This is a genomic window from Pseudomonas sp. GGS8 (assembly GCF_024168645.1).
GTDB lineage: Bacteria > Pseudomonadota > Gammaproteobacteria > Pseudomonadales > Pseudomonadaceae > Aquipseudomonas.
Window position 1 is genome coordinate 978,724 of the sequence record NZ_JALJWF010000001.1, and the last position, 19,239, is coordinate 997,962.

The following is a 19,239-nucleotide window of genomic DNA, read 5'->3' on the forward strand; positions in this document are numbered from 1 at the left end:
GCGGCAAACGCCCGGCCTGACAAAAGCCAGACCGGGCGTTGCGTTTAGAGTCCGACTGATGCGCCGCGCAATTGCATGCGGCTGGCCATCACGGCTCTTGAAGTGCGCGAGTTAGAGGCTGCGAGCAACCTGAACCTTCTCGAAGACTTCGATCTTGTCACCGACTTTGACGTCGTTGTAGCTCTTCACGCCGATACCGCATTCCATGCCGGCACGTACTTCGGAAGCGTCATCCTTGAAGCGGCGCAGAGATTCCAGCTCGCCTTCGAAGATAACGATGTCTTCACGCAGTACACGGATTGGACGGTTACGGTGAACAACACCTTCGATAACCATGCAACCGGCGATCGCGCCAAACTTCGGCGAACGGAACACGTCACGCACTTCAGCGGTACCCAGGATGTTCTCGCGAACATCGCTGCCCAGCATACCGGTGAGGGCTTTCTTGACGTCTTCGATGATGTCGTAGATCACGTTGTAGTAACGCATATCCAGACCTTCCTGCTCGACGATCTTGCGAGCGCCGGCATCGGCACGCACGTTAAAGCCGAACAGTACCGCGTTGGAGGCCAGTGCCAGGTTGGCGTCGGATTCGGTGATACCACCGACACCGCCACCGACCACACGCACTTGCACTTCGTCGTTACCCAGGCCATTCAAGGCACCGTTCAACGCTTCCAGCGAACCACGGACGTCGGATTTGAGGACGATGTTGAGCGTCTTCTTCTCTTCCTGACCCATGTTCTCGAAGATGTTTTCAAGCTTGCCGGCGTGAGCACGGGCCAGTTTGACTTCGCGGAACTTGCCTTGACGGAACAGAGCCACTTCACGGGCTTTCTTCTCGTCAGCAACTACGCTCATCTCGTCGCCAGCGTCCGGAGTACCGTCCAGGCCGAGGATCTCGACAGGGATGGAAGGACCGGCTTCCTTGATTGGCTTGCCGTTCTCGTCGAGCATGGCGCGAACGCGGCCATAGTTCGAACCGACCAGCACCATGTCGCCTTGGCGCAGGGTACCGTCTTGAACCAGAACGGTAGCAACCGGGCCACGACCTTTGTCGAGACGCGATTCAACCACAACACCACGACCAGGAGCCGATGGGGTCGCTTTCAGTTCGAGAACTTCAGCCTGCAGCAGAACAGCTTCGAGCAACTCGTCCACGCCAGTACCGACTTTCGCCGAAACCGATACGAACGGGGTGTCGCCGCCCCACTCTTCCGAAGTCACGCCGTGAACCGACAATTCGCTACGGATGCGATCGAGATCGGCGCCCGGCTTGTCGATTTTGTTCACTGCAACAACCAGAGGTACGCCAGCCGCCTGAGCGTGCTGAACAGCTTCAACGGTCTGCGGCATTACGCCGTCGTCCGCTGCAACCACCAGGATCACGATGTCGGTCGCCTTGGCACCACGGGCACGCATGGCGGTAAACGCGGCGTGACCAGGGGTGTCGAGGAAGGTGACCATGCCGCGTTCGGTTTCAACGTGGTACGCACCGATGTGCTGGGTGATACCACCGGCTTCGCCAGCAGCTACCTTGGCACGACGGATGTAGTCGAGCAGCGAGGTCTTACCGTGGTCAACGTGACCCATTACGGTCACAACCGGTGCACGGGAGAACGCCTCACCTTCAAACTTCAGGGACTCGGCCAGGGAATCTTCCAGGGCGGTGTCGCTGACCAGGGTCACTTTGTGGCCCAGCTCTTCGGCAACCAGTTGGGCAGTTTCCTGATCCAGTACCTGGTTGATGGTCGCTGGGGTACCCAGTTTGAACATGAACTTGATGATTTCAGCAGCCTTGACCGACATCTGCTGGGCGAGATCGCCAACAGTGATGGTCTCGCCGATCTTCACTTCGCGCACAACAGGGCCGGTTGGGCTCTGGAAACCGTGGGCGTTGCGTTTCTTCAGCTTGGCCTTGCCGCGACCACCACGACGGAAGCCATCGCTTTCTTCATCGGTAGTACGTGGTGCAACGCGTGGAGCAGGCGCTTTTTCCTTGACCGAAGCACGATGTGGAGCGTTTTTGCGCTCGCCATCGCCACTGCCACGACGATTGCTATCGTCGGCACGTGGTTTGTCCGGACGACGCTGCTCGTCGCGTTTGCGAGTGTCGGCTGCAGGTGCAGCGGCCACGACCGGGGCGCTTTCACGCACGGGCTCGGCAACTGCAACAGGCGCTGCGACAGCTTCGACAGGAGCGGTTTGCGCAGCAGCAGGCTGGCGACGCGCTTCTTCTTCGGCGCGACGCTTGGCTTCTTCTTCAGCCTTCTGACGTGCAGCATTTTCTACTGCGCGACGTTCTTCCAGTTCGCGTTTGCGCTCGGCTTCGATTTCTTCCGGGCTGCGCTGCACGAAGACTTTCTTCTTGCGTACTTCAACGCTGATGCTTTTGCTGCCAGCAACACGCAGGGTGCTGGTGGTTTTACGCTGCAGCGTGATCTTGCGTGGTTCTTCCACTTTCGCCTTGTGGCTGCTTTTCAAGTGAGTCAGCAAAGATTGCTTCTCACTGTCAGTCACATGTTCTTCGGCGGCGGTGTGCGGCAGACCTGCCTCACGCATCTGCTGCAACAGGCGCTCTACCGGTGTTTTGACCTCATCGGCCAGTTGTTTCACCGTGACTTGCGTCATGCACTTCTCTCCTCAGGCCGCGCCTAATTACTCGAACCAGTGGGCTCGGGCGGCCATGATCAACTTGCCGGCACGATCATCGTCAATGCCGTCGATGTCGAGCAGGTCGTCAATAGACTGCTCGGCCAGGTCTTCGCGGGTAATTACGCCGCGCACCGCCAGTTCCATCGCCAAATCCTTGTCCATACCCTCAAGCGAGAGCAGGTCTTCGGCCGGATGGGCGTCTGCCAGCTTTTCCTCAGTAGCGATGGCTTTGGTCAACAAACGATCCTTGGCGCGAGCGCGAAGCTCGTTGACGGTTTCTTCGTCAAAGCCGTCGATGTTGAGCATTTCTTCCAACGGTACGTAGGCAATCTCTTCCAGGCTGGTGAAACCTTCATCTACCAGCACCTGTGCCAGGTCTTCGTCGACTTCCAGCTCGTCGATGAAGTTGCGCAGGATATCGCCGGTTTCTGCTTGCTGCTTAGCCTGGATGTCCGATTCGGTCATCACGTTCAGGGTCCAGCCAGTCAACTGGCTAGCCAGACGCACGTTCTGACCACCGCGACCGATGGCCTGAGCCAGATTGTCTGCGCCAACGGCGATGTCCATTGCATGGGCATCTTCGTCAACGATAATTGCCGCCACTTCAGCCGGCGACATTGCATTAATCACGAACTGAGCCGGGTTATCGTCCCACAGGACGATGTCCACACGCTCACCGCCCAACTCGCCGGACACTGCCTGGACGCGCGAACCGCGCATACCGATGCAAGCGCCTTGCGGGTCGATGCGTTTGTCCTTGGAGCGGACCGCGATCTTGGCACGCGAGCCCGGGTCACGGGACGCAGCCATTACTTCGATCAGGCCTTCAGCGATTTCCGGCACTTCGATGCGGAACAACTCGATCAGCATTTCCGGCGCGGTACGCGACAGGATCAGCTGCGGGCCGCGGTTCTCGGTGCGGATTTCCTTGAGCAGCGCACGCAGACGCACGCCAACCCGGAAGGTTTCGCGAGAGATGATGTCTTCACGGGCCAACAGCGCTTCCGCGTTATTGCCCAGGTCGACGATCACGTTGTCGCGGGTGACTTTCTTCACGGTGCCGGAGATGATTTCCCCCAGACGCTCGCGATAGGCATCAACGACTTGAGCACGCTCGGCTTCGCGAACTTTCTGCACAATGACTTGCTTGGCAGTCTGTGCAGCAATGCGGCCGAACTCGATGGATTCGATTTTTTCTTCGACAACGTCACCGACCTTTGCGCCAGGATGCGTTTGCGCAACCTTGCTCGGCCAGGTTTCGATAGCCGGATCGTCCAGGTCTGCTTCTTCGACGACCGTCCAGCGGCGGAATGTTTCATAAGCACCGGTGTGGCGATTGATTTCCACACGCAGATCAACTTCGTCCTCGAAACGCTTTTTGGTAGCGGTGGCCAGAGCCAGCTCCAGCGCTTCAAAAATTACGTTTGCCGGTACGCCCTTTTCATTGGATACCGACTCAACAACCAGCAGTACTTCTTTGCTCATCGTACGCCTCGCCTTTCGCAAGCCATTGGATCCGCGGGATCCGCGTCTCAGTCAAAACTGGGAATAATGTTGGCCTTGTCGATCATATCGATCGGCAACAGGAACTCATGGTCTTCAACCTGCACCACGACGTCCTGCTCTTCTACACCGCGCAGAAGGCCCTGAAAGTTGCGTCGACCTTCAAAAGGCGAGCGCAGCTTGATCTTCACTTGTTCACCGGCAAATTTTGCAAACTGCTCAAGAGTGAACAGTGGGCGTTCCATGCCAGGCGAGGAAACTTCAAGGGTGTATTCAACGGAGATTGGATCTTCAACATCCAGCACACCGCTGATCTGGCGACTGACGATGGCGCAATCGTCCACCAGCACGCCGCCTTCTTTATCGATATAAACGCGCAACATTGAGTGGCGACCTTGAGCCGAAAACTCAATACCCCAGCATTCATAGCCTAGGGCCACGACCACCGGGGCCAGCAAGGCCTGCAACTCTTCTAGCTTGCTCGACACCTGAACCCCCTCGTGCATGTATGTGCATGCTATGCAAAATAAAAAAATGGGCGAAACGCCCATCCTTGAAACGCCGCCGAATAGCGGCGTTGAAAGTGTCCAGCTAACAAAAAGCCCCTGAAAAGGGGCTCCTTAAACTGGTTGCGGGGGCCGGATTTGAACCGACGACCTTCGGGTTATGAGCCCGACGAGCTACCAGACTGCTCCACCCCGCGACAAAGCTGGGGCGGAAGTATACGACCGATCCCTGACAGGGTCAATGTAACCTTCCACCTACAAGAAAGCCCGCAACAGCGGGCTCTCCTGATAATTGGTACCGAGAAGGGGACTCGAACCCCTACACCCTATGGGCACAACCACCTCAAGGTTGCGTGTCTACCAATTCCACCACCTCGGCAATACTACGTTTGAAACTCTTCTTACTTCTGCTCTTGAGCTGGAGGCACGTCAGTCGCTGGAGTAGCCGACTTTTGCTCTTGAAGCACCGGGACATCATCAGAAGCCGGTTGTTGCTTTGGAACTTCCAACACTGCCGGGTTTGGCAAACCTACTTGAGTCAGCTGGTGAGCCTTCTCTTTAGCAAAGTAACCTAACCCCAAGCTGGTTATGAAGAAACCGGCGGCAAGTATAGCAGTAAACTTACTAAGAAAGGTAGAGGAACCTTGGCTTCCGAACACAGTATTTGAAGCACCTGCTCCGAAAGATGCGCCAGCGTCCGCACCCTTACCCTGCTGCAGCAATACCAGAGCAACTACGCCCAATGCACCCAGCAGATGAAAAACGACTACGACTGTTTCCAGCATTTTTTCAGTTTCCCGCGGCGCGACAAATCGCACCGAACTCATCTGCATTCAGGGAAGCCCCACCAATGAGCCCCCCATCGATATCCGGCATGCCGAACAGTTCGACCGCATTGGCCGCCTTCACGCTGCCGCCGTATAGAAGCCGCACACCTTGTGCGATTTCAGAATTCTCTGCCGCCAACTGGGCGCGAATGGCTGCGTGCACATCCTGCGCTTGTTGCGGCGAAGCAGTCAGCCCGGTACCAATGGCCCAGACCGGCTCATAAGCGATTACTGCGCTTGCAAAAGCACCAACACCCAGCTCCTCGATGATGCTGCCCAGCTGACGCCCGACAACCTCAAGAGTTTTTCCGGCTTCGCGCTGCTCGAGGGTCTCCCCTACACACAACACCGGGATCAAGCCACATGCCTGTGCTGCCGCAAATTTGCGATTCAGTGTCCCGTCGAGTTCGCCCATTATCTGGCGGCGCTCGGAGTGCCCGACAAGCACTAGGGAACAACCTGCATCCACTAACTGACTCGGCGAAATCTCACCCGTCAACGCACCCTGCCCGGATTCAATCGCAGAGTTCTGCGCACCGACCGAAATCGACGCGCCTTGCAAACCATCAATCACTTGATTGATATACAAGCAAGGCGGGAACACCGCGACATCAACACCGCTCGGCAAGGCCAGATGACGAAGGCCATCGATCAGCTCAGCGACGCTGGCGCGGGTACCGTGCATCTTCCAGTTACCAGCTACCATAGGGCGACGCATGCTGTACCTCGTCGGTCAAAGTGGGCGCAGATGTTACCCAACACAATCATGGCTGGCAAGCCGAAATCAGGCAGAAACTTCAGTTACCAGTTTCGCCAGCTCTTCGGCGTAATCGCGAACCTGTATTTCATCCTCGCCTTCGACCATGACGCGCACCAATGGCTCTGTCCCGGACTTGCGCAACAACACGCGCCCACGGCCCGCCATCGCCTGAGTGACACGATCACTGGCCTCCTTGACAGTCGGGTGCTCGAGCGGACTCACGCCACCGCCAAACCGCACGTTGATCAACACCTGAGGGCACTTGCGCAACGCCTGACGCGACTGAGCCAGGCCTTCCGAGCGCCTCTTCAACGCCATCAATACCTGCAATGCAGCAATGATCGCATCACCGGTAGTGGTGTGGCTGAAGCAGACAATGTGCCCCGAGTTTTCACCACCCACCAGCCAATCGCGCTCCAGCAACTCGGAGATGACGTAACGATCACCAACGTTGGCCCGCACAAAAGGAATCGCCAGATCCGCCAGGGCCAACTCCAGCCCCAGGTTACTCATCAGTGTACCGACCACACCGCCCTGCAACTTGCCACGCTCTTGCAGGTCGCGAGCGATGATGAATAGCAACTCATCACCATCGACGACAGCGCCGGTGTGATCAACCATCTGCACGCGGTCACCATCACCATCGAAGGCAATACCCAAATCGGCGTGTTCGGCCAGCACGGCAGCCTGCAGCGGCGCCATATGGGTCGAACCGCAATTGTCATTGATGTTCAGGCCGTTAGGATGGGCAGAAAGCACAACGACATCAGCCCCCAACTCACGAAACACGCTAGGCGCCACTTTATAAGTCGCACCATGGGCACAGTCGAGCACGATCTTCAGTCCGGCAAAACTGGTACCGGCCGGAACGCTGCTCTTGCAGAATTCAATATAACGGCCCGAGGCATCGTTAATTCGCGACACCTTGCCGATCTTGCTCGACTCAACCACCGTCATCGGGGTATCGAGCAGCTCTTCGATCATCAGCTCGACTTCATCCGGGAGCTTTGTGCCCTTACCAGAGAAAAACTTGATGCCGTTGTCGTCATGAGGATTATGCGAAGCGCTGATCACGATGCCAGCTTCGGCATGAAAGGTGCGCGTCAGATAGGCGATAGCCGGCGTCGGCATTGGCCCCAACAGCATCACATCCGCACCTGCCGAGGTCAGCCCGGCCTCAAGCGCCGATTCGAACATGTAACCGGAGATCCGGGTGTCCTTGCCCACGAGCACCTTGCAGGCACCCATGCTGCGAAATGCCATGCCTGCCGCCCAGCCCAGCTTGAGCATGAAATCAGGAGTGATAGGGTATTGACCGACCCGACCACGAATGCCGTCGGTGCCAAAGTATTTCTTACTCATAAGTACTCCATCATTCTTATTCGGCTGATTCTACGGCGGCAATCATCCGCAACACATCGACTGTTTCCGCCACATCATGGACGCGCAATATACGCGCACCTTTGACCGAAGCCAGCGCCGCAAGTGCCAGACCGCCATGCAGGCGCTCTCCCACCGGACGATTCAACGCCTGCCCGATCATGCTCTTTCGCGAAACCCCGACCAACAGGGGCCGACCCAAGGCATGCAGGGCTTCCATATGCTTGAACAAGCTTAGATTGTGCTGCAAGGTTTTCGCGAAGCCGAAGCCCGGATCAAGAATGATCCGCTCAGCAGGGATACCCACCGACGCGCATTGGACCATGCGCTCGGCAAGAAACTCGCCAACCTCTTTCGTAACATCCTGGTACTGCGGGTTGTCCTGCATGTCGCCCGGCTCGCCAAGCATATGCATCAGGCACACCGGCAAACCGGTGGCCGCCGCCGCATCCAGAGCACCGTCTCGACGCAACGAGCGCACGTCATTGATCAACCCCGCCCCCAGCCTTGCGGTTTCACGCATGACGGCAGGCGTGGAGGTATCGACCGAAATAATCACATCCAATTCACGGCTGATACGCTCGACGATAGGCGCTACGCGCTCAAGCTCTTCCAGCGGTGAAACAGCCCTGGCACCCGGTCTGGTCGACTCGCCACCGACGTCGATCAGCGTCGCGCCGGCCGCCACCATCGCCTCGGCATGGCGCAAGGCCGCGTCCAGCTGACTGTATCGGCCGCCATCGGAAAAGGAATCGGGAGTGACATTGAGAATGCCCATGACATGCGTCTGGGCCAAATCAAGAACCCGGTTGCCACAAGGCAACCGGGTCGAGGACTGAACAGAAGTCATTTCAAACCTTAAACGTCAGCAGCCGGGCCGCCGATAGGTGTTTCCGGACGTCCATCCTGCACCACTGGAGGCGTGCCAGAAGTATCGTTGCCGCCAGACCAGTCGCGAGGTTCGCGAGGCGTACGACCCGCCATGATGTCATCGATCTGATCGGCATCGATCGTCTCGTACTTCATCAGGGCATCCGCCATTGCATCAAGCTTGTCACGGTTATCCGTGAGGATCTGCTTGGCCGTGCCGTAGCACTGATCAATGATGCTGCGCACTTCAGAGTCGATCAGCTTGGCCGTTTCGCCAGAGAAGCTGGCATGCTGACCACCGCCGCCACGACCGAGGAACACTTCGCCCTCTTCTTCGGCGTACATCAATGGACCGAGCTTTTCCGACAACCCCCACTTGGTCACCATGTTTCGCGCAATCTGGCTGGCACGCATGATGTCGTTGGACGCACCGGTGGTGACGCCATCGAAGCCCAGGGTCATCTCTTCAGCGATACGACCGCCATACAGCGAGCAGATCTGGCTGATCAGCGCACGCTTGGACAGGCTGTAGCGATCTTCTTCCGGCAGGAACATGGTTACACCAAGTGCGCGACCGCGCGGAATGATCGACACCTTGTAGACCGGATCATGCTCAGGCACGACGCGACCAACAATGGCGTGGCCGGCTTCGTGATAAGCAGTGTTCTGCTTCTCTTTCTCGGACATGACCATGGATTTGCGCTCGGCACCCATCATGATCTTGTCTTTGGCCAGCTCGAACTCTTTCATTTCGACGATACGCTTGCCGGCACGAGCTGCGAACAACGAAGCTTCGTTCACCAGGTTAGCCAAGTCAGCACCGGAGAAACCAGGAGTACCACGAGCGATTACAGCCGGAGCGACGTCGTCACCCATCGGCACTTTGCGCATGTGGACTTTGAGAATCTGCTCGCGACCACGGATGTCCGGCAGGCCAACCACAACCTGACGGTCGAAGCGGCCCGGACGCAGCAACGCAGGGTCCAGCACGTCCGGACGGTTGGTCGCGGCGATGACGATGATGCCGTCATTCATTTCGAAGCCGTCCATCTCAACCAGCAACTGGTTGAGGGTCTGCTCGCGCTCATCGTGACCGCCACCCATGCCGGCACCACGGTGGCGACCGACGGCGTCGATTTCATCGATGAAGATGATGCATGGCGCGTGCTTCTTCGCCTGCTCGAACATGTCACGAACACGGCTGGCACCGACACCCACAAACATTTCGACAAAATCGGAACCAGAAATAGTGAAGAACGGTACTTTTGCTTCGCCTGCAATCGCTTTGGCGAGCAACGTTTTACCGGTCCCCGGAGGACCCACCATCAGCACGCCGCGAGGAATGCGACCACCCAGACGCTGAAACTTGCCCGGATCACGCAAGAACTCGACCAGCTCACCGACTTCTTCCTTGGCTTCGTCACAACCGGCAACGTCACCCAAGGTGGTTTTCACCTGATCTTCGGAGAGCAGGCGCGCCTTGCTCTTGCCGAAGCTCATCGGCCCACCCTTGCCACCGGCGCCGCCCTGCATCTGCCGCATGAAAAACATGAACACGGCGATGATCACCAGGATCGGGAAGCTTGCGACCAGCAGCTGAGTCCAGATGCTTTGCTGTTCAGGCTGCTTGCCTTCGACTACGACATGATTGTCCACGAGGTCGCCGATCAGACCGTTGTCCTGGATTGCCGGACGAATGGTCTTGAAGCTGTCGCCATCGTTGCGTTTGCCGGTAATCACGTAGCCATCAACCGCTACGCGCTCGACCTTGCCATCCTTGACCTGCTGGATGAAGTCGGAATAGTTGAGGGTCTGCGGCTCGTTAGGGCTGGAGAAGTTGTTCATCACTGTCACCAGGACAGCCGCGATGATCAACCACAGGATCAGATTCTTTGCCATATCGTTCAATTAACTACCCTCTGAAGCAAGCTCCGCTAATGGCGCGCGCTTCGCATGATATTCACCGGCCTAACTTACTACATTACCTACGGCTCTGGCAGGCGCCGTCTGTAACCCTTTGTGAAACACTTTCTACACAATATTCGTTTATGCACGCGGGGCGAAATACGAAAAACCTATCACCCCGCAAAAAAACCTCGTTTTACTCACTACGGCCGCGGTAGCCCCAAGCCAGCATGTATTGCTCGCGGGAACTGCCACGGGAAGAGTCCGGCTTGATCATCTGGACCTTGTCGAATTTCTGACGAGCGTCCTTCACGTAAGCATCAAACCCTTCGCCCTGAAACACCTTGATCACGAAATTACCACCCGGCTTGAGTATCCGAGCCGCCAGATCAAGAGCCAGCTCACATAGAAACATGGCTTTTGGCATGTCCACCTCAGGCGTACCACTCATATTGGGGGCCATATCGGAAATCACAAGGTCCACCTGCGAATTACCCACGGCTTCAAGGATCTGAGCGAGCACTTCGTCCTGGGTGAAGTCACCCTGGATGAAAGTCACGTCCGGAATGCTGTCCATTTCCAGGATGTCCGAGGCGATCAGACGCCCCTGACCACCGATCAGCCGACTAGTGACCTGCGACCAGCCGCCGGGCGCCGCACCCAGGTCGACAACGCTCATACCCGGACGGATCAGCTTGTATTTCTCCTGGACCTCCAGAAGCTTGTAACTCGCACGCGAGCGGTAACCATCCTTCTGCGCCTGCTTCACATAGGGATCATTGACATGTCTTTGCAGCCACTTAAGGCTTGTCTTGGAACGGGCCACGGGCCACCTCGAAAATAAAACGGGTCGTGATTAACTGGGCGGTCCCGGACTCGCTCGGGTAAACTGGCCGCCGCTTTTTACAAGATCAGACGCAGGGGTCAGATTATGCCGCTCACTCAAGAGCAGAAGAAACAGTACAAATCCATTGGCCACCATCTGAAACCAGTTTTGATTGTGGCTGACAACGGTTTGACTGAAGGTGTGTTAGCCGAACTTGAACGCGCTTTGGCGGATCACGAGCTGATCAAAATCAAGCTCAACATCCTCGATCGCGAATCGCGCCTGGCGAGCATTGCAGAACTGTGCAAGGTCGGCAAAGCGGATCTGGTTCAGGTCATCGGCAAGATGGCACTGATTTACCGCAAGAACTTCAGCGTCAACAAGCAGCTGTCGAACGTCCATCGCTTCAAGTGATGGCAAGGGTCAAGGGTGTGCTTCGCGCACCCTGACACTCCACCCAGGCACCGGCTGCATCACCAGCACCAGCCCGGAAAAGCCCAGGACAAGATAGCTGAACAACTGCAAATGCAGCGCCTGCGGCCAACCGAAGCGTACTGCGAAATACATCGCGCACCCATACAGCGCTATCAGCAGCAGTTGCCCGCGAATATCCCGCCATAGACTGGCAAGGCCCTCGGCCTGTACCAGCACCAAAGCCTGAAAAATCACACTCGCCGTGGCGAATCCCACCATCAGCGTATTCAGCGCGCCTGCAATTTCGTCGATCAGCAGCGGCGCCAGGCCGATTTGCCCCAGCACCGGCAGCAGACCGATGTGCAACAACCACAAGCCGCCAACCCAGAGCATCTGGGTCAGCTGCCAAAGCATGGCGCCCGCACGCAGCGGGCGCCTTCTTTCAGATGTGGCGAACTTCGACAATCTCATACTCGATAACGCCACCCGGCGTTTTGACCGCCACCACATCACCCTCTTCCTTGGCAATCAGGGCGCGAGCGATTGGCGAACCGACGGAGATCTTGCCGAGCTTGATGTCTGCTTCATCCTCACCAACGATCTGGTAAGTCACGCTTTCATCAGTCTCGACGTTGGCGATTTCGACGGTGGTGCCGAAAATCACCTTGCCGGTGTGCTCGATGGTCGTTACGTCGATAACCACAGCGTTTTGCATGCGGCCTTCAATGTCACGAATCCGCGCCTCGACCATCCCCTGCTGCTCGCGAGCAGCGTGGTATTCGGCGTTTTCCTTCAAGTCACCCAACTCGCGGGCCGTACCGATGTCCTGACTGAGTTTCGGACGAACGACCTTGGTCAGATGAGCGTGTTCTTCTTCCAGGGCTTTAGCGCCCTTGACGGTCATTGGGTATTTGATCATGCCTTCAATCCTGCGTGTAGATCCTGCAAGCGGCGCACGGTCTTCTCAGGACCGAACTTCAACGCTTCGCAGATAGCTTCGCCAGCAGCAATAGTAGTGGTGCAGTAGATCTTGTGCTGCAGGGCATTACGACGAATGGAGTAGGAATCAGCAATCGACTGACGACCTTCAGTGGTGTTGATGATCAGAGTGACTTCGTCATTCTTGATCATGTCGACCACGTGCGGACGACCCTCGGTCACCTTGTTCACACGACGCACTTTCAGGCCTGCGGCTTCAATCAGCTTGGCAGTACCGGCAGTGGCGACCACTTCGAAGCCCAAGTTGATCAGATCACGGGCCACGCCTGCAACCAGTGGTTTGTCATCGTCACGCACGCTGATGAACGCAGTACCGCCGGTCGGCAGCACTTCACTGGCACCCATCTGGGCTTTGGCAAAGGCTTCGCCGAAGGTATCGCCCACACCCATCACTTCACCGGTGGACTTCATCTCTGGGCCCAGGATCGGGTCCACACCAGGGAATTTGGCGAACGGGAACACCGCCTCTTTCACGCTGTAGAAGTTCGGAATGATTTCTTTGGTGAAGCCGATTTCCTTCAGGGTTTTACCGGCCATGACGCGTGCTGCGATCATCGCCAGGGAAACACCGATGCACTTGGAGACGAACGGCACGGTACGGGAAGCGCGCGGGTTGACTTCGATGACGTAGATGTCTTCGCCTTGCAGCGCCAATTGCACGTTCATCAGGCCGACCACGCCCAGCTCCAGGGCCATTTTCTTGACCTGTTCGCGCATCTCGTCCTGGATGTGGGCAGGCAGCGAGTACGGCGGCAGGGAGCACGCGGAGTCACCGGAGTGAACGCCGGCTTGCTCGATGTGCTGCATGATCGCGCCAATCACCACGTCGGTGCCGTCGCAAACCGCATCCACGTCCATTTCGATGGCGCAGTTGAGGAAGTGGTCGAGCAGCACCGGGCTGTCGTTGGACACTTTCACCGCGTCACGCAGGTAGCGCTTGAGCTCTTCTTCTTCGTAGACGATTTCCATTGCGCGACCGCCCAGAACATAGGACGGACGAACCACCAGCGGGTAACCGATCTTGGCGGCGGCACGAATCGCCTCGTCTTCGCTGCGCACGGTGGCGTTAGGCGGCTGACGCAGGTTCAGACGCTCAACCATCTGCTGGAAGCGCTCACGGTCTTCGGCACGGTCGATGGCGTCAGGGCTGGTGCCGATGATCGGCACGCCGGCTTCTTCAAGGGCGCGAGCCAGTTTCAACGGGGTTTGACCACCGTATTGGACGATCACGCCTTTTGGCTTCTCGACGCGGACGATTTCCAGTACGTCTTCCAGGGTCACTGGTTCGAAGTACAGGCGATCAGAGGTGTCGTAGTCGGTGGAAACGGTTTCCGGGTTGCAGTTGACCATGATGGTCTCGTACCCGTCTTCGCGCAGAGCCAGTGCCGCGTGTACGCAGCAATAGTCGAACTCGATACCTTGGCCGATACGGTTAGGACCGCCGCCGAGGATCATGATCTTGTCGCGACCCGATGGGGCTGCTTCGCACTCTTCCTCGTACGTCGAGTAGAGGTAGGCGGTGTCGGTGGCAAACTCGGCCGCGCAGGTGTCAACGCGCTTGTAGACCGGGTAAACCTCAAGCTTGTGACGGTGGCGACGCAGGGCCTTCTCGGTCACGCCCAGCAGCTTGGCCAGACGCATGTCGGAGAAGCCCTTGCGCTTGAGGCGGAACATCATGTCGCGGTCGATGCTGGCCAGACCCAGGGTCTTGACCTTCTCTTCGTCCTTGATCAGATCTTCGATCTGCACCAGGAACCACGGGTCGATCATGTTCATGCCGAAGATGTCTTCGACCGACAGACCGGCGCGGAACGCGTCAGCCACGTACCAGATGCGCTCGGCGCCCGGCACGGTCAGTTCACGCTTGAGGATGCTCATGCTTTCCGGGTTGCTCAGGTCGAGCTTCTCGTCCAGGCCACAAACACCCACTTCCAGACCGCGCAGAGCTTTCTGCAGGGACTCCTGGAAGGTCCGGCCGATGGCCATGACTTCACCGACCGACTTCATTTGAGTGGTCAGGCGTGCGTCGGCTTTCGGGAACTTCTCGAAGGCAAAGCGTGGCAGCTTGGTGACGACGTAGTCGATGGACGGTTCGAAGGACGCCGGGGTCTTGCCACCGGTGATGTCGTTCGACAGTTCGTCGAGGGTGTAACCGACGGCCAGTTTCGCCGCGACCTTGGCGATCGGGAAACCGGTGGCTTTCGATGCCAGGGCCGAGGAACGGGATACCCGCGGGTTCATCTCGATGACCACCATGCGGCCGGTGTTCGGGCAGATGCCGAACTGGACGTTGGAGCCGCCGGTTTCCACGCCGATCTCGCGCAGCACCGCCAGGGAGGCGTTACGCAGGATCTGGTATTCCTTGTCAGTCAGGGTCTGGGCTGGCGCGACCGTGATCGAGTCACCGGTGTGCACGCCCATCGGATCAAAGTTTTCGATGGAGCAGACGATGATGCAGTTGTCCTTTTTATCGCGGACAACTTCCATCTCGTATTCTTTCCAGCCGATCAGCGATTCGTCGATCAGCAGCTCTTTGGTTGGAGACAAGTCCAGACCGCGAGCGCAGATTTCCTCGAACTCTTCACGGTTATAAGCGATACCGCCACCGGTGCCGCCCATGGTGAAGGACGGACGAATGATGCACGGGAAGCCCAGACGATCGAGAACCGCGTTGGCCTCTTCCATGCTGTGGGCGATACCCGAACGCGGGCAGTCCAGACCGATGGATTTCATCGCCTTGTCGAAGCGCGAACGGTCTTCGGCCTTGTCGATGGTGTCAGCGTTGGCGCCGATCATCTCTACACCGAACTTCTCCAGAACGCCTTCGCGCTCCAGGTCCAGGGCGCAGTTCAGAGCGGTCTGGCCACCCATGGTCGGCAGCAGCGCGTCCGGACGCTCTTTCTCGATGATCTTGGCAACGGTCTGCCACTTGATCGGTTCGATGTAGGTGGCGTCGGCCATGGCCGGGTCGGTCATGATGGTCGCCGGGTTGGAGTTCACCAGGATGACGCGGTAACCCTCCTCGCGCAGGGCTTTACAGGCCTGGGCGCCGGAGTAGTCGAATTCGCAAGCCTGGCCGATCACGATCGGGCCAGCGCCGAGAATCAGGATGCTTTTAATGTCTGTACGTTTTGGCATGGGTTGTCACTCAAATCCGCAGGTCAGTCGGCAAGCCGTCTTGTTCAATCTCTGAAGCCTTGAGGGGGTCGCCGGTGCGGGACCGCCCTCAGGCTTCGCTACATCAGGGCGAGCGATTAGCGTCGCTTGGCCATTTCATTGATGAAGCGATCAAACAGTGGCGCTACGTCGTTCGGGCCAGGGCTGGCTTCAGGGTGACCCTGGAAGCTGAAGGCGCTCTTGTCGGTACGCTCGATGCCTTGCAGGGTGCCGTCGAACAGCGATTTGTGGATCGCCCGAACGTTGCCTGGCAGGGTCGCTTCGTCTACCGCAAAACCGTGGTTCTGGCTGGTGATCATCACCACACCGCTGTCCAGATCCTGGACCGGGTGGTTGGCGCCATGGTGACCGTGACCCATTTTCAGGGTCTTGGCACCGGAGGCCAGAGCCAGCAGTTGGTGGCCAAGGCAGATGCCGAACACCGGAATCTCGGTTTCCAGCACGTCCTTGATCGCCTGGATCGCGTAGTCGCATGGCTCAGGGTCACCCGGGCCGTTGGACAGGAACACGCCGTCCGGCTTGAGAGCCAGAACTTCTGCAGCCGGGGTTTGTGCAGGCACCACGGTCACGCGGCAACCGCGCTCGACGAGCATGCGCAGGATGTTCAGCTTGACGCCGTAGTCGTAGGCCACCACGTGGTACGGCAGATCAGAAGCGTCGATGGTCGCGTGGCTGTCGGTTTTCAAGTCCCAGACAGTCGAGCGCCACTCGTACTTCTCTTTGGTGCTGACGACTTTTGCCAGGTCCATGCCTTTGAGGCCAGGGAAGCCCTGAGCGGCGGCGATGGCGGCTTCTTCGGAAATGTTGTCACCGGCCATGATGCAGCCGTTCTGCGCGCCTTTCTCACGCAGAATGCGTGTCAGGCGGCGGGTGTCGATACCGGCGATAGCCACAACGTTGTTGGCTTTCAGGTAGTCGGACAGAGACATCGTGTTGCGCCAGTTGCTCGCAACCAGTGGCAGGTCACGGATGACCAGGCCAGCGGACCAGACGCGATCGGACTCGGCGTCTTCCGGCGTGGTGCCGGTATTGCCGATGTGCGGGTAAGTCAGGGTAACGATCTGTTGGGCGTAGGAAGGATCGGTAAGGATTTCCTGATAGCCGGTCATTGCGGTGTTGAACACCACCTCACCAACGGTTTGACCGTCGGCTCCAATGGCTTCGCCGCGAAAAATGCTGCCATCAGCAAGGGCGAGTATGGCTGGCTTAGTCAAGAAGACCTCCCGTAAATAAAGCCTGAAAGGGCGATCGCAGGTTGTAAAAAAGCGGAGTGACGTATGGACACGTCACCCCGCTTCTTCATCGAATTATTCTGCGCGCTTTTAGTGGACACACTAAAGCTGTAGCTTACAGAAAAAGGCACTTTTGGTCTACCGCCAATGAGCTCTAAAGGCCGGAGAATGCGACAGGACGTCGCTTGGCGGTTTAAAACCGGGCTCAAAGGCTATGTTTGAACCCGGTTTCGGCTGCATCTTAACGCAGGTCGAGCACGTCTTGCATGTCGTAGAGGCCTGGTTCACGACCGTCCAGCCACAAAGCTGCACGTACCGCGCCCTTGGCAAAGGTCATGCGACTCGACGCTTTATGCGTAATTTCCAGGCGCTCGCCCTCACAGGCAAACAGCACCGTATGGTCACCGACCACATCACCACCGCGAACAGTGGCAAAGCCGATCGTTTCACGCTCACGCGCACCGGTATGGCCTTCACGCCCGTAGACCGCGACCTTCTGCAGATCACGATCCAGCGCACTGGCGATCACCTCACCCATGCGCAGCGCCGTGCCTGAAGGCGCATCGATCTTGTGCCGGTGGTGAGCCTCGATGATTTCGATGTCAGCCTCATCACCCAGCACGCGCGCGGCCATGTCGAGCAGCTTCAGCGACAGGTTTACACCGACGCTGAAATTGGCCGCGAACACGATAGGAATATCCTTGCCCGCCTCGGCTAGCAACTGCTTCTGCGCGACGTCCAATCCCGTCGTGCCGATCACCATGGCCTTGCCCGCCTTACGGCAGAAGGCCAGGTTTTTCAGCATGACTTCCGGGAGCGTGAAGTCGATCAGCACATCAAACTCATCGGCCACCGAATCCAGACTACCGGACAACGGCACACCAATACGCCCCAGCGAGGCCAGCTCACCAGCATCCACGCCAATCAGCGTGCTGCCGGGGCGCACGATAGCCGCCGTCAGACCGGTCAGCGGCGCGCGCTGCTGCACCGCCTCGACAAGGATCTTGCCCATGCGGCCGGCGGCACCCATCACAGCAATACGTCGCATGCTCACTCCTTACAAATCGCCGAAGAAGCGCTTCACGCCTTCGAACCAACCGGTGGTTTTCGGGGAATGGCTGTTGTCGTCCGCCAGGGAGCTGCGGAACTCTTCCAGCAATTCGCGCTGACGACGACCCAGATTGACCGGGGTTTCGACCGCTACGCGGCACATCAGATCACCCGCACCGCCACCGCGAACCGGCGCTACGCCCTTACCGCGAACACGGAACTGCTTACCGGTCTGAGTCCCTTCAGGGATCTTCAACTTGACACGACCATCAAGGGTCGGAATCTCCAGCTCGCCGCCCAGCGCCGCGTCGACGAAGCTGATCGGCACTTCGCAGAACAGATGTTTGCCATCACGCTGGAAGATCGCGTGCTCACGCACATTGATCACCACGTACAGGTCGCCGGTCGGGCCACCCTGCGCGCCGGCTTCGCCTTCGCCGGACAGACGAATACGGTCACCGGTATCGACACCGGCCGGCACTTTCACCGACAGGGTCTTGTACTCTTCGACACGACCTTCACCGTGGCAGGAGTCGCACGGATCGGAAATGATCTTGCCTTGGCCATGGCAGCGCGGGCAGGTCTGCTGCACCGAGAAGAAGCCTTGCTGCATGCGTACCTGACCGATACCGCCACACGTCGGGCAGGTGATCGGCGAGGAGCCTTTCTTGGCGCCCGAGCCGTCACACGGCTTGCAGTTGACCAGTGTCGGAACACGGATATTCACGGTTGTGCCGCGCACCGCTTCTTCCAGGTTCAACTCCAGCGTGTAACGCAGGTCGCTGCCGCGCTGAGCGCCGCCACGGGAGCCGCCGCGACCGCCACCGAAGAAGTCACTGAAGACATCGCCAAAGATATCGGAGAAGTTCTGGCCGCCAAACCCGGCACCGCCGCCACCCATGCTCGGGTCGACACCGGCATGACCGTATTGGTCATAGGCCGCGCGCTTGCTGGAATCGGACAGCACTTCGTAGGCCTCATTGGCCTCCTTGAACATATCTTCCGATGCTTTGTCATCGGGATTACGGTCCGGGTGATGCTTCATCGCCAGGCGGCGGTAGGCCTTTTTCAGGTCTGCTTCGCTTGAGCCACGCTCAACACCCAATACTTCGTAATAGTCACGCTTTGCCATAAG

General features: G+C 58.1%; 16 protein-coding genes and 2 tRNA genes. 1 reads left to right on the top strand and 17 read right to left on the bottom strand.

The window, feature by feature from the left end; genetic code table 11:
* Positions 1–111: 111 nt before the first annotated feature.
* From infB to rlmE, 11 genes are all read right to left on the bottom strand, one after another.
* Complete coding sequence (gene infB / locus J3D54_RS04340; protein WP_253416839.1) at positions 112–2,631, bottom strand: translation initiation factor IF-2; 2,520 nt, start codon at positions 2,629–2,631, stop codon at positions 112–114.
* Between the two features lie 27 nt (positions 2,632–2,658).
* On the bottom strand, positions 2,659–4,140 hold the full coding sequence (gene nusA, locus J3D54_RS04345) for a transcription termination factor NusA (protein WP_007933547.1): 1,482 nt from the start codon (positions 4,138–4,140) through the stop codon (positions 2,659–2,661).
* 47 nt (positions 4,141–4,187) lie between these two features.
* Complete coding sequence (rimP, locus tag J3D54_RS04350; protein ID WP_007973115.1) at positions 4,188–4,646, bottom strand: ribosome maturation factor RimP; 459 nt, start codon at positions 4,644–4,646, stop codon at positions 4,188–4,190.
* Positions 4,647–4,784: 138 nt separating this feature from the next.
* Positions 4,785–4,861: transfer RNA gene (locus J3D54_RS04355), tRNA-Met, on the bottom strand.
* Positions 4,862–4,957: 96 nt separating this feature from the next.
* A tRNA-Leu gene (locus tag J3D54_RS04360) sits at positions 4,958–5,043 on the bottom strand.
* Positions 5,044–5,065: 22 nt separating this feature from the next.
* The gene (gene secG, locus J3D54_RS04365; protein ID WP_017336473.1) at positions 5,066–5,449 is read right to left on the bottom strand and encodes a preprotein translocase subunit SecG; all 384 of its coding nucleotides are present in this window, start codon (positions 5,447–5,449) and stop codon (positions 5,066–5,068) included.
* A 4-nt stretch (positions 5,450–5,453) separates the two neighbouring features.
* Positions 5,454–6,209, bottom strand: coding sequence for a triose-phosphate isomerase (tpiA, locus tag J3D54_RS04370; protein ID WP_253416840.1), 756 nt, complete (start codon positions 6,207–6,209; stop codon positions 5,454–5,456).
* Positions 6,210–6,275: 66 nt separating this feature from the next.
* Entirely contained in the window at positions 6,276–7,613 is a 1,338-nt protein-coding gene (gene glmM, locus J3D54_RS04375) for a phosphoglucosamine mutase (protein ID WP_253416841.1), read from the bottom strand.
* A gap of 16 nt (positions 7,614–7,629) precedes the next feature.
* Positions 7,630–8,481, bottom strand: a complete 852-nt coding sequence (folP, locus tag J3D54_RS04380) for a dihydropteroate synthase (protein WP_253416842.1) — start codon at positions 8,479–8,481, stop codon at positions 7,630–7,632.
* Positions 8,482–8,489: 8 nt separating this feature from the next.
* Positions 8,490–10,400 (bottom strand): ATP-dependent zinc metalloprotease FtsH, encoded by a 1,911-nt coding sequence (ftsH, locus tag J3D54_RS04385; protein ID WP_253416843.1) that lies wholly within the window; start codon positions 10,398–10,400, stop codon positions 8,490–8,492.
* A gap of 202 nt (positions 10,401–10,602) precedes the next feature.
* Positions 10,603–11,232 (bottom strand): 23S rRNA (uridine(2552)-2'-O)-methyltransferase RlmE, encoded by a 630-nt coding sequence (gene rlmE / locus J3D54_RS04390; protein ID WP_008005470.1) that lies wholly within the window; start codon positions 11,230–11,232, stop codon positions 10,603–10,605.
* Positions 11,233–11,337: 105 nt separating this feature from the next.
* Here rlmE and J3D54_RS04395 point away from each other — a divergent pair, with 105 nt between their 5' ends.
* On the top strand, positions 11,338–11,646 hold the full coding sequence (locus J3D54_RS04395) for a YhbY family RNA-binding protein (protein WP_007942889.1): 309 nt from the start codon (positions 11,338–11,340) through the stop codon (positions 11,644–11,646).
* A gap of 9 nt (positions 11,647–11,655) precedes the next feature.
* Here the strand turns inward: J3D54_RS04395 and J3D54_RS04400 are convergent, their stop codons facing one another.
* The 6 genes from J3D54_RS04400 to dnaJ form a co-directional block, all read right to left on the bottom strand.
* Positions 11,656–12,060 carry an MFS transporter gene (locus J3D54_RS04400; protein ID WP_253416844.1) on the bottom strand — a complete coding sequence of 135 codons (405 nt, stop codon included), beginning with the start codon at positions 12,058–12,060 and terminating at the stop codon, positions 11,656–11,658.
* A gap of 28 nt (positions 12,061–12,088) precedes the next feature.
* Entirely contained in the window at positions 12,089–12,565 is a 477-nt protein-coding gene (gene greA, locus J3D54_RS04405; protein WP_018929481.1) for a transcription elongation factor GreA, read from the bottom strand.
* A complete protein-coding gene (carB, locus tag J3D54_RS04410) occupies positions 12,562–15,783 on the bottom strand; it encodes a carbamoyl-phosphate synthase large subunit (RefSeq protein WP_253416845.1) in 3,222 nt (1,073 codons plus the stop codon). Before carB ends, greA begins: the two co-directional genes overlap by 4 nt.
* 116 nt (positions 15,784–15,899) lie before the next feature.
* A complete protein-coding gene (gene carA, locus J3D54_RS04415) occupies positions 15,900–17,036 on the bottom strand; it encodes a glutamine-hydrolyzing carbamoyl-phosphate synthase small subunit (protein WP_253416846.1) in 1,137 nt (378 codons plus the stop codon).
* A gap of 259 nt (positions 17,037–17,295) precedes the next feature.
* A complete protein-coding gene (dapB, locus tag J3D54_RS04420) occupies positions 17,296–18,102 on the bottom strand; it encodes a 4-hydroxy-tetrahydrodipicolinate reductase (protein WP_253416847.1) in 807 nt (268 codons plus the stop codon).
* A gap of 9 nt (positions 18,103–18,111) precedes the next feature.
* Positions 18,112–19,236 carry a molecular chaperone DnaJ gene (gene dnaJ / locus J3D54_RS04425; RefSeq protein ID WP_095055180.1) on the bottom strand — a complete coding sequence of 375 codons (1,125 nt, stop codon included), beginning with the start codon at positions 19,234–19,236 and terminating at the stop codon, positions 18,112–18,114.
* Between the last annotated feature and the right edge of the window lie 3 nt (positions 19,237–19,239).

Bases quoted from the DNA above. Each gene is read 5' to 3' on its own strand.
- infB (WP_253416839.1), bottom strand. From the start codon at position 2,631: ATGACGCAAGTCACGGTGAAACAACTGGCCGATGAGGTCAAAACACCG.
- nusA (WP_007933547.1), bottom strand. From the start codon at position 4,140: ATGAGCAAAGAAGTACTGCTGGTTGTTGAGTCGGTATCCAATGAAAAG.
- secG (WP_017336473.1), bottom strand. From the start codon at position 5,449: ATGCTGGAAACAGTCGTAGTCGTTTTTCATCTGCTGGGTGCATTGGGC.
- tpiA (WP_253416840.1), bottom strand. From the start codon at position 6,209: ATGCGTCGCCCTATGGTAGCTGGTAACTGGAAGATGCACGGTACCCGC.
- glmM (WP_253416841.1), bottom strand. From the start codon at position 7,613: ATGAGTAAGAAATACTTTGGCACCGACGGCATTCGTGGTCGGGTCGGT.
- folP (WP_253416842.1), bottom strand. From the start codon at position 8,481: ATGACTTCTGTTCAGTCCTCGACCCGGTTGCCTTGTGGCAACCGGGTT.
- ftsH (WP_253416843.1), bottom strand. From the start codon at position 10,400: ATGGCAAAGAATCTGATCCTGTGGTTGATCATCGCGGCTGTCCTGGTG.
- J3D54_RS04395 (WP_007942889.1), top strand. From the start codon at position 11,338: ATGCCGCTCACTCAAGAGCAGAAGAAACAGTACAAATCCATTGGCCAC.
- J3D54_RS04400 (WP_253416844.1), bottom strand. From the start codon at position 12,060: ATGCTTTGGCAGCTGACCCAGATGCTCTGGGTTGGCGGCTTGTGGTTG.
- greA (WP_018929481.1), bottom strand. From the start codon at position 12,565: ATGATCAAATACCCAATGACCGTCAAGGGCGCTAAAGCCCTGGAAGAA.
- carB (WP_253416845.1), bottom strand. From the start codon at position 15,783: ATGCCAAAACGTACAGACATTAAAAGCATCCTGATTCTCGGCGCTGGC.
- dapB (WP_253416847.1), bottom strand. From the start codon at position 18,102: ATGCGACGTATTGCTGTGATGGGTGCCGCCGGCCGCATGGGCAAGATC.
- dnaJ (WP_095055180.1), bottom strand. From the start codon at position 19,236: ATGGCAAAGCGTGACTATTACGAAGTATTGGGTGTTGAGCGTGGCTCA.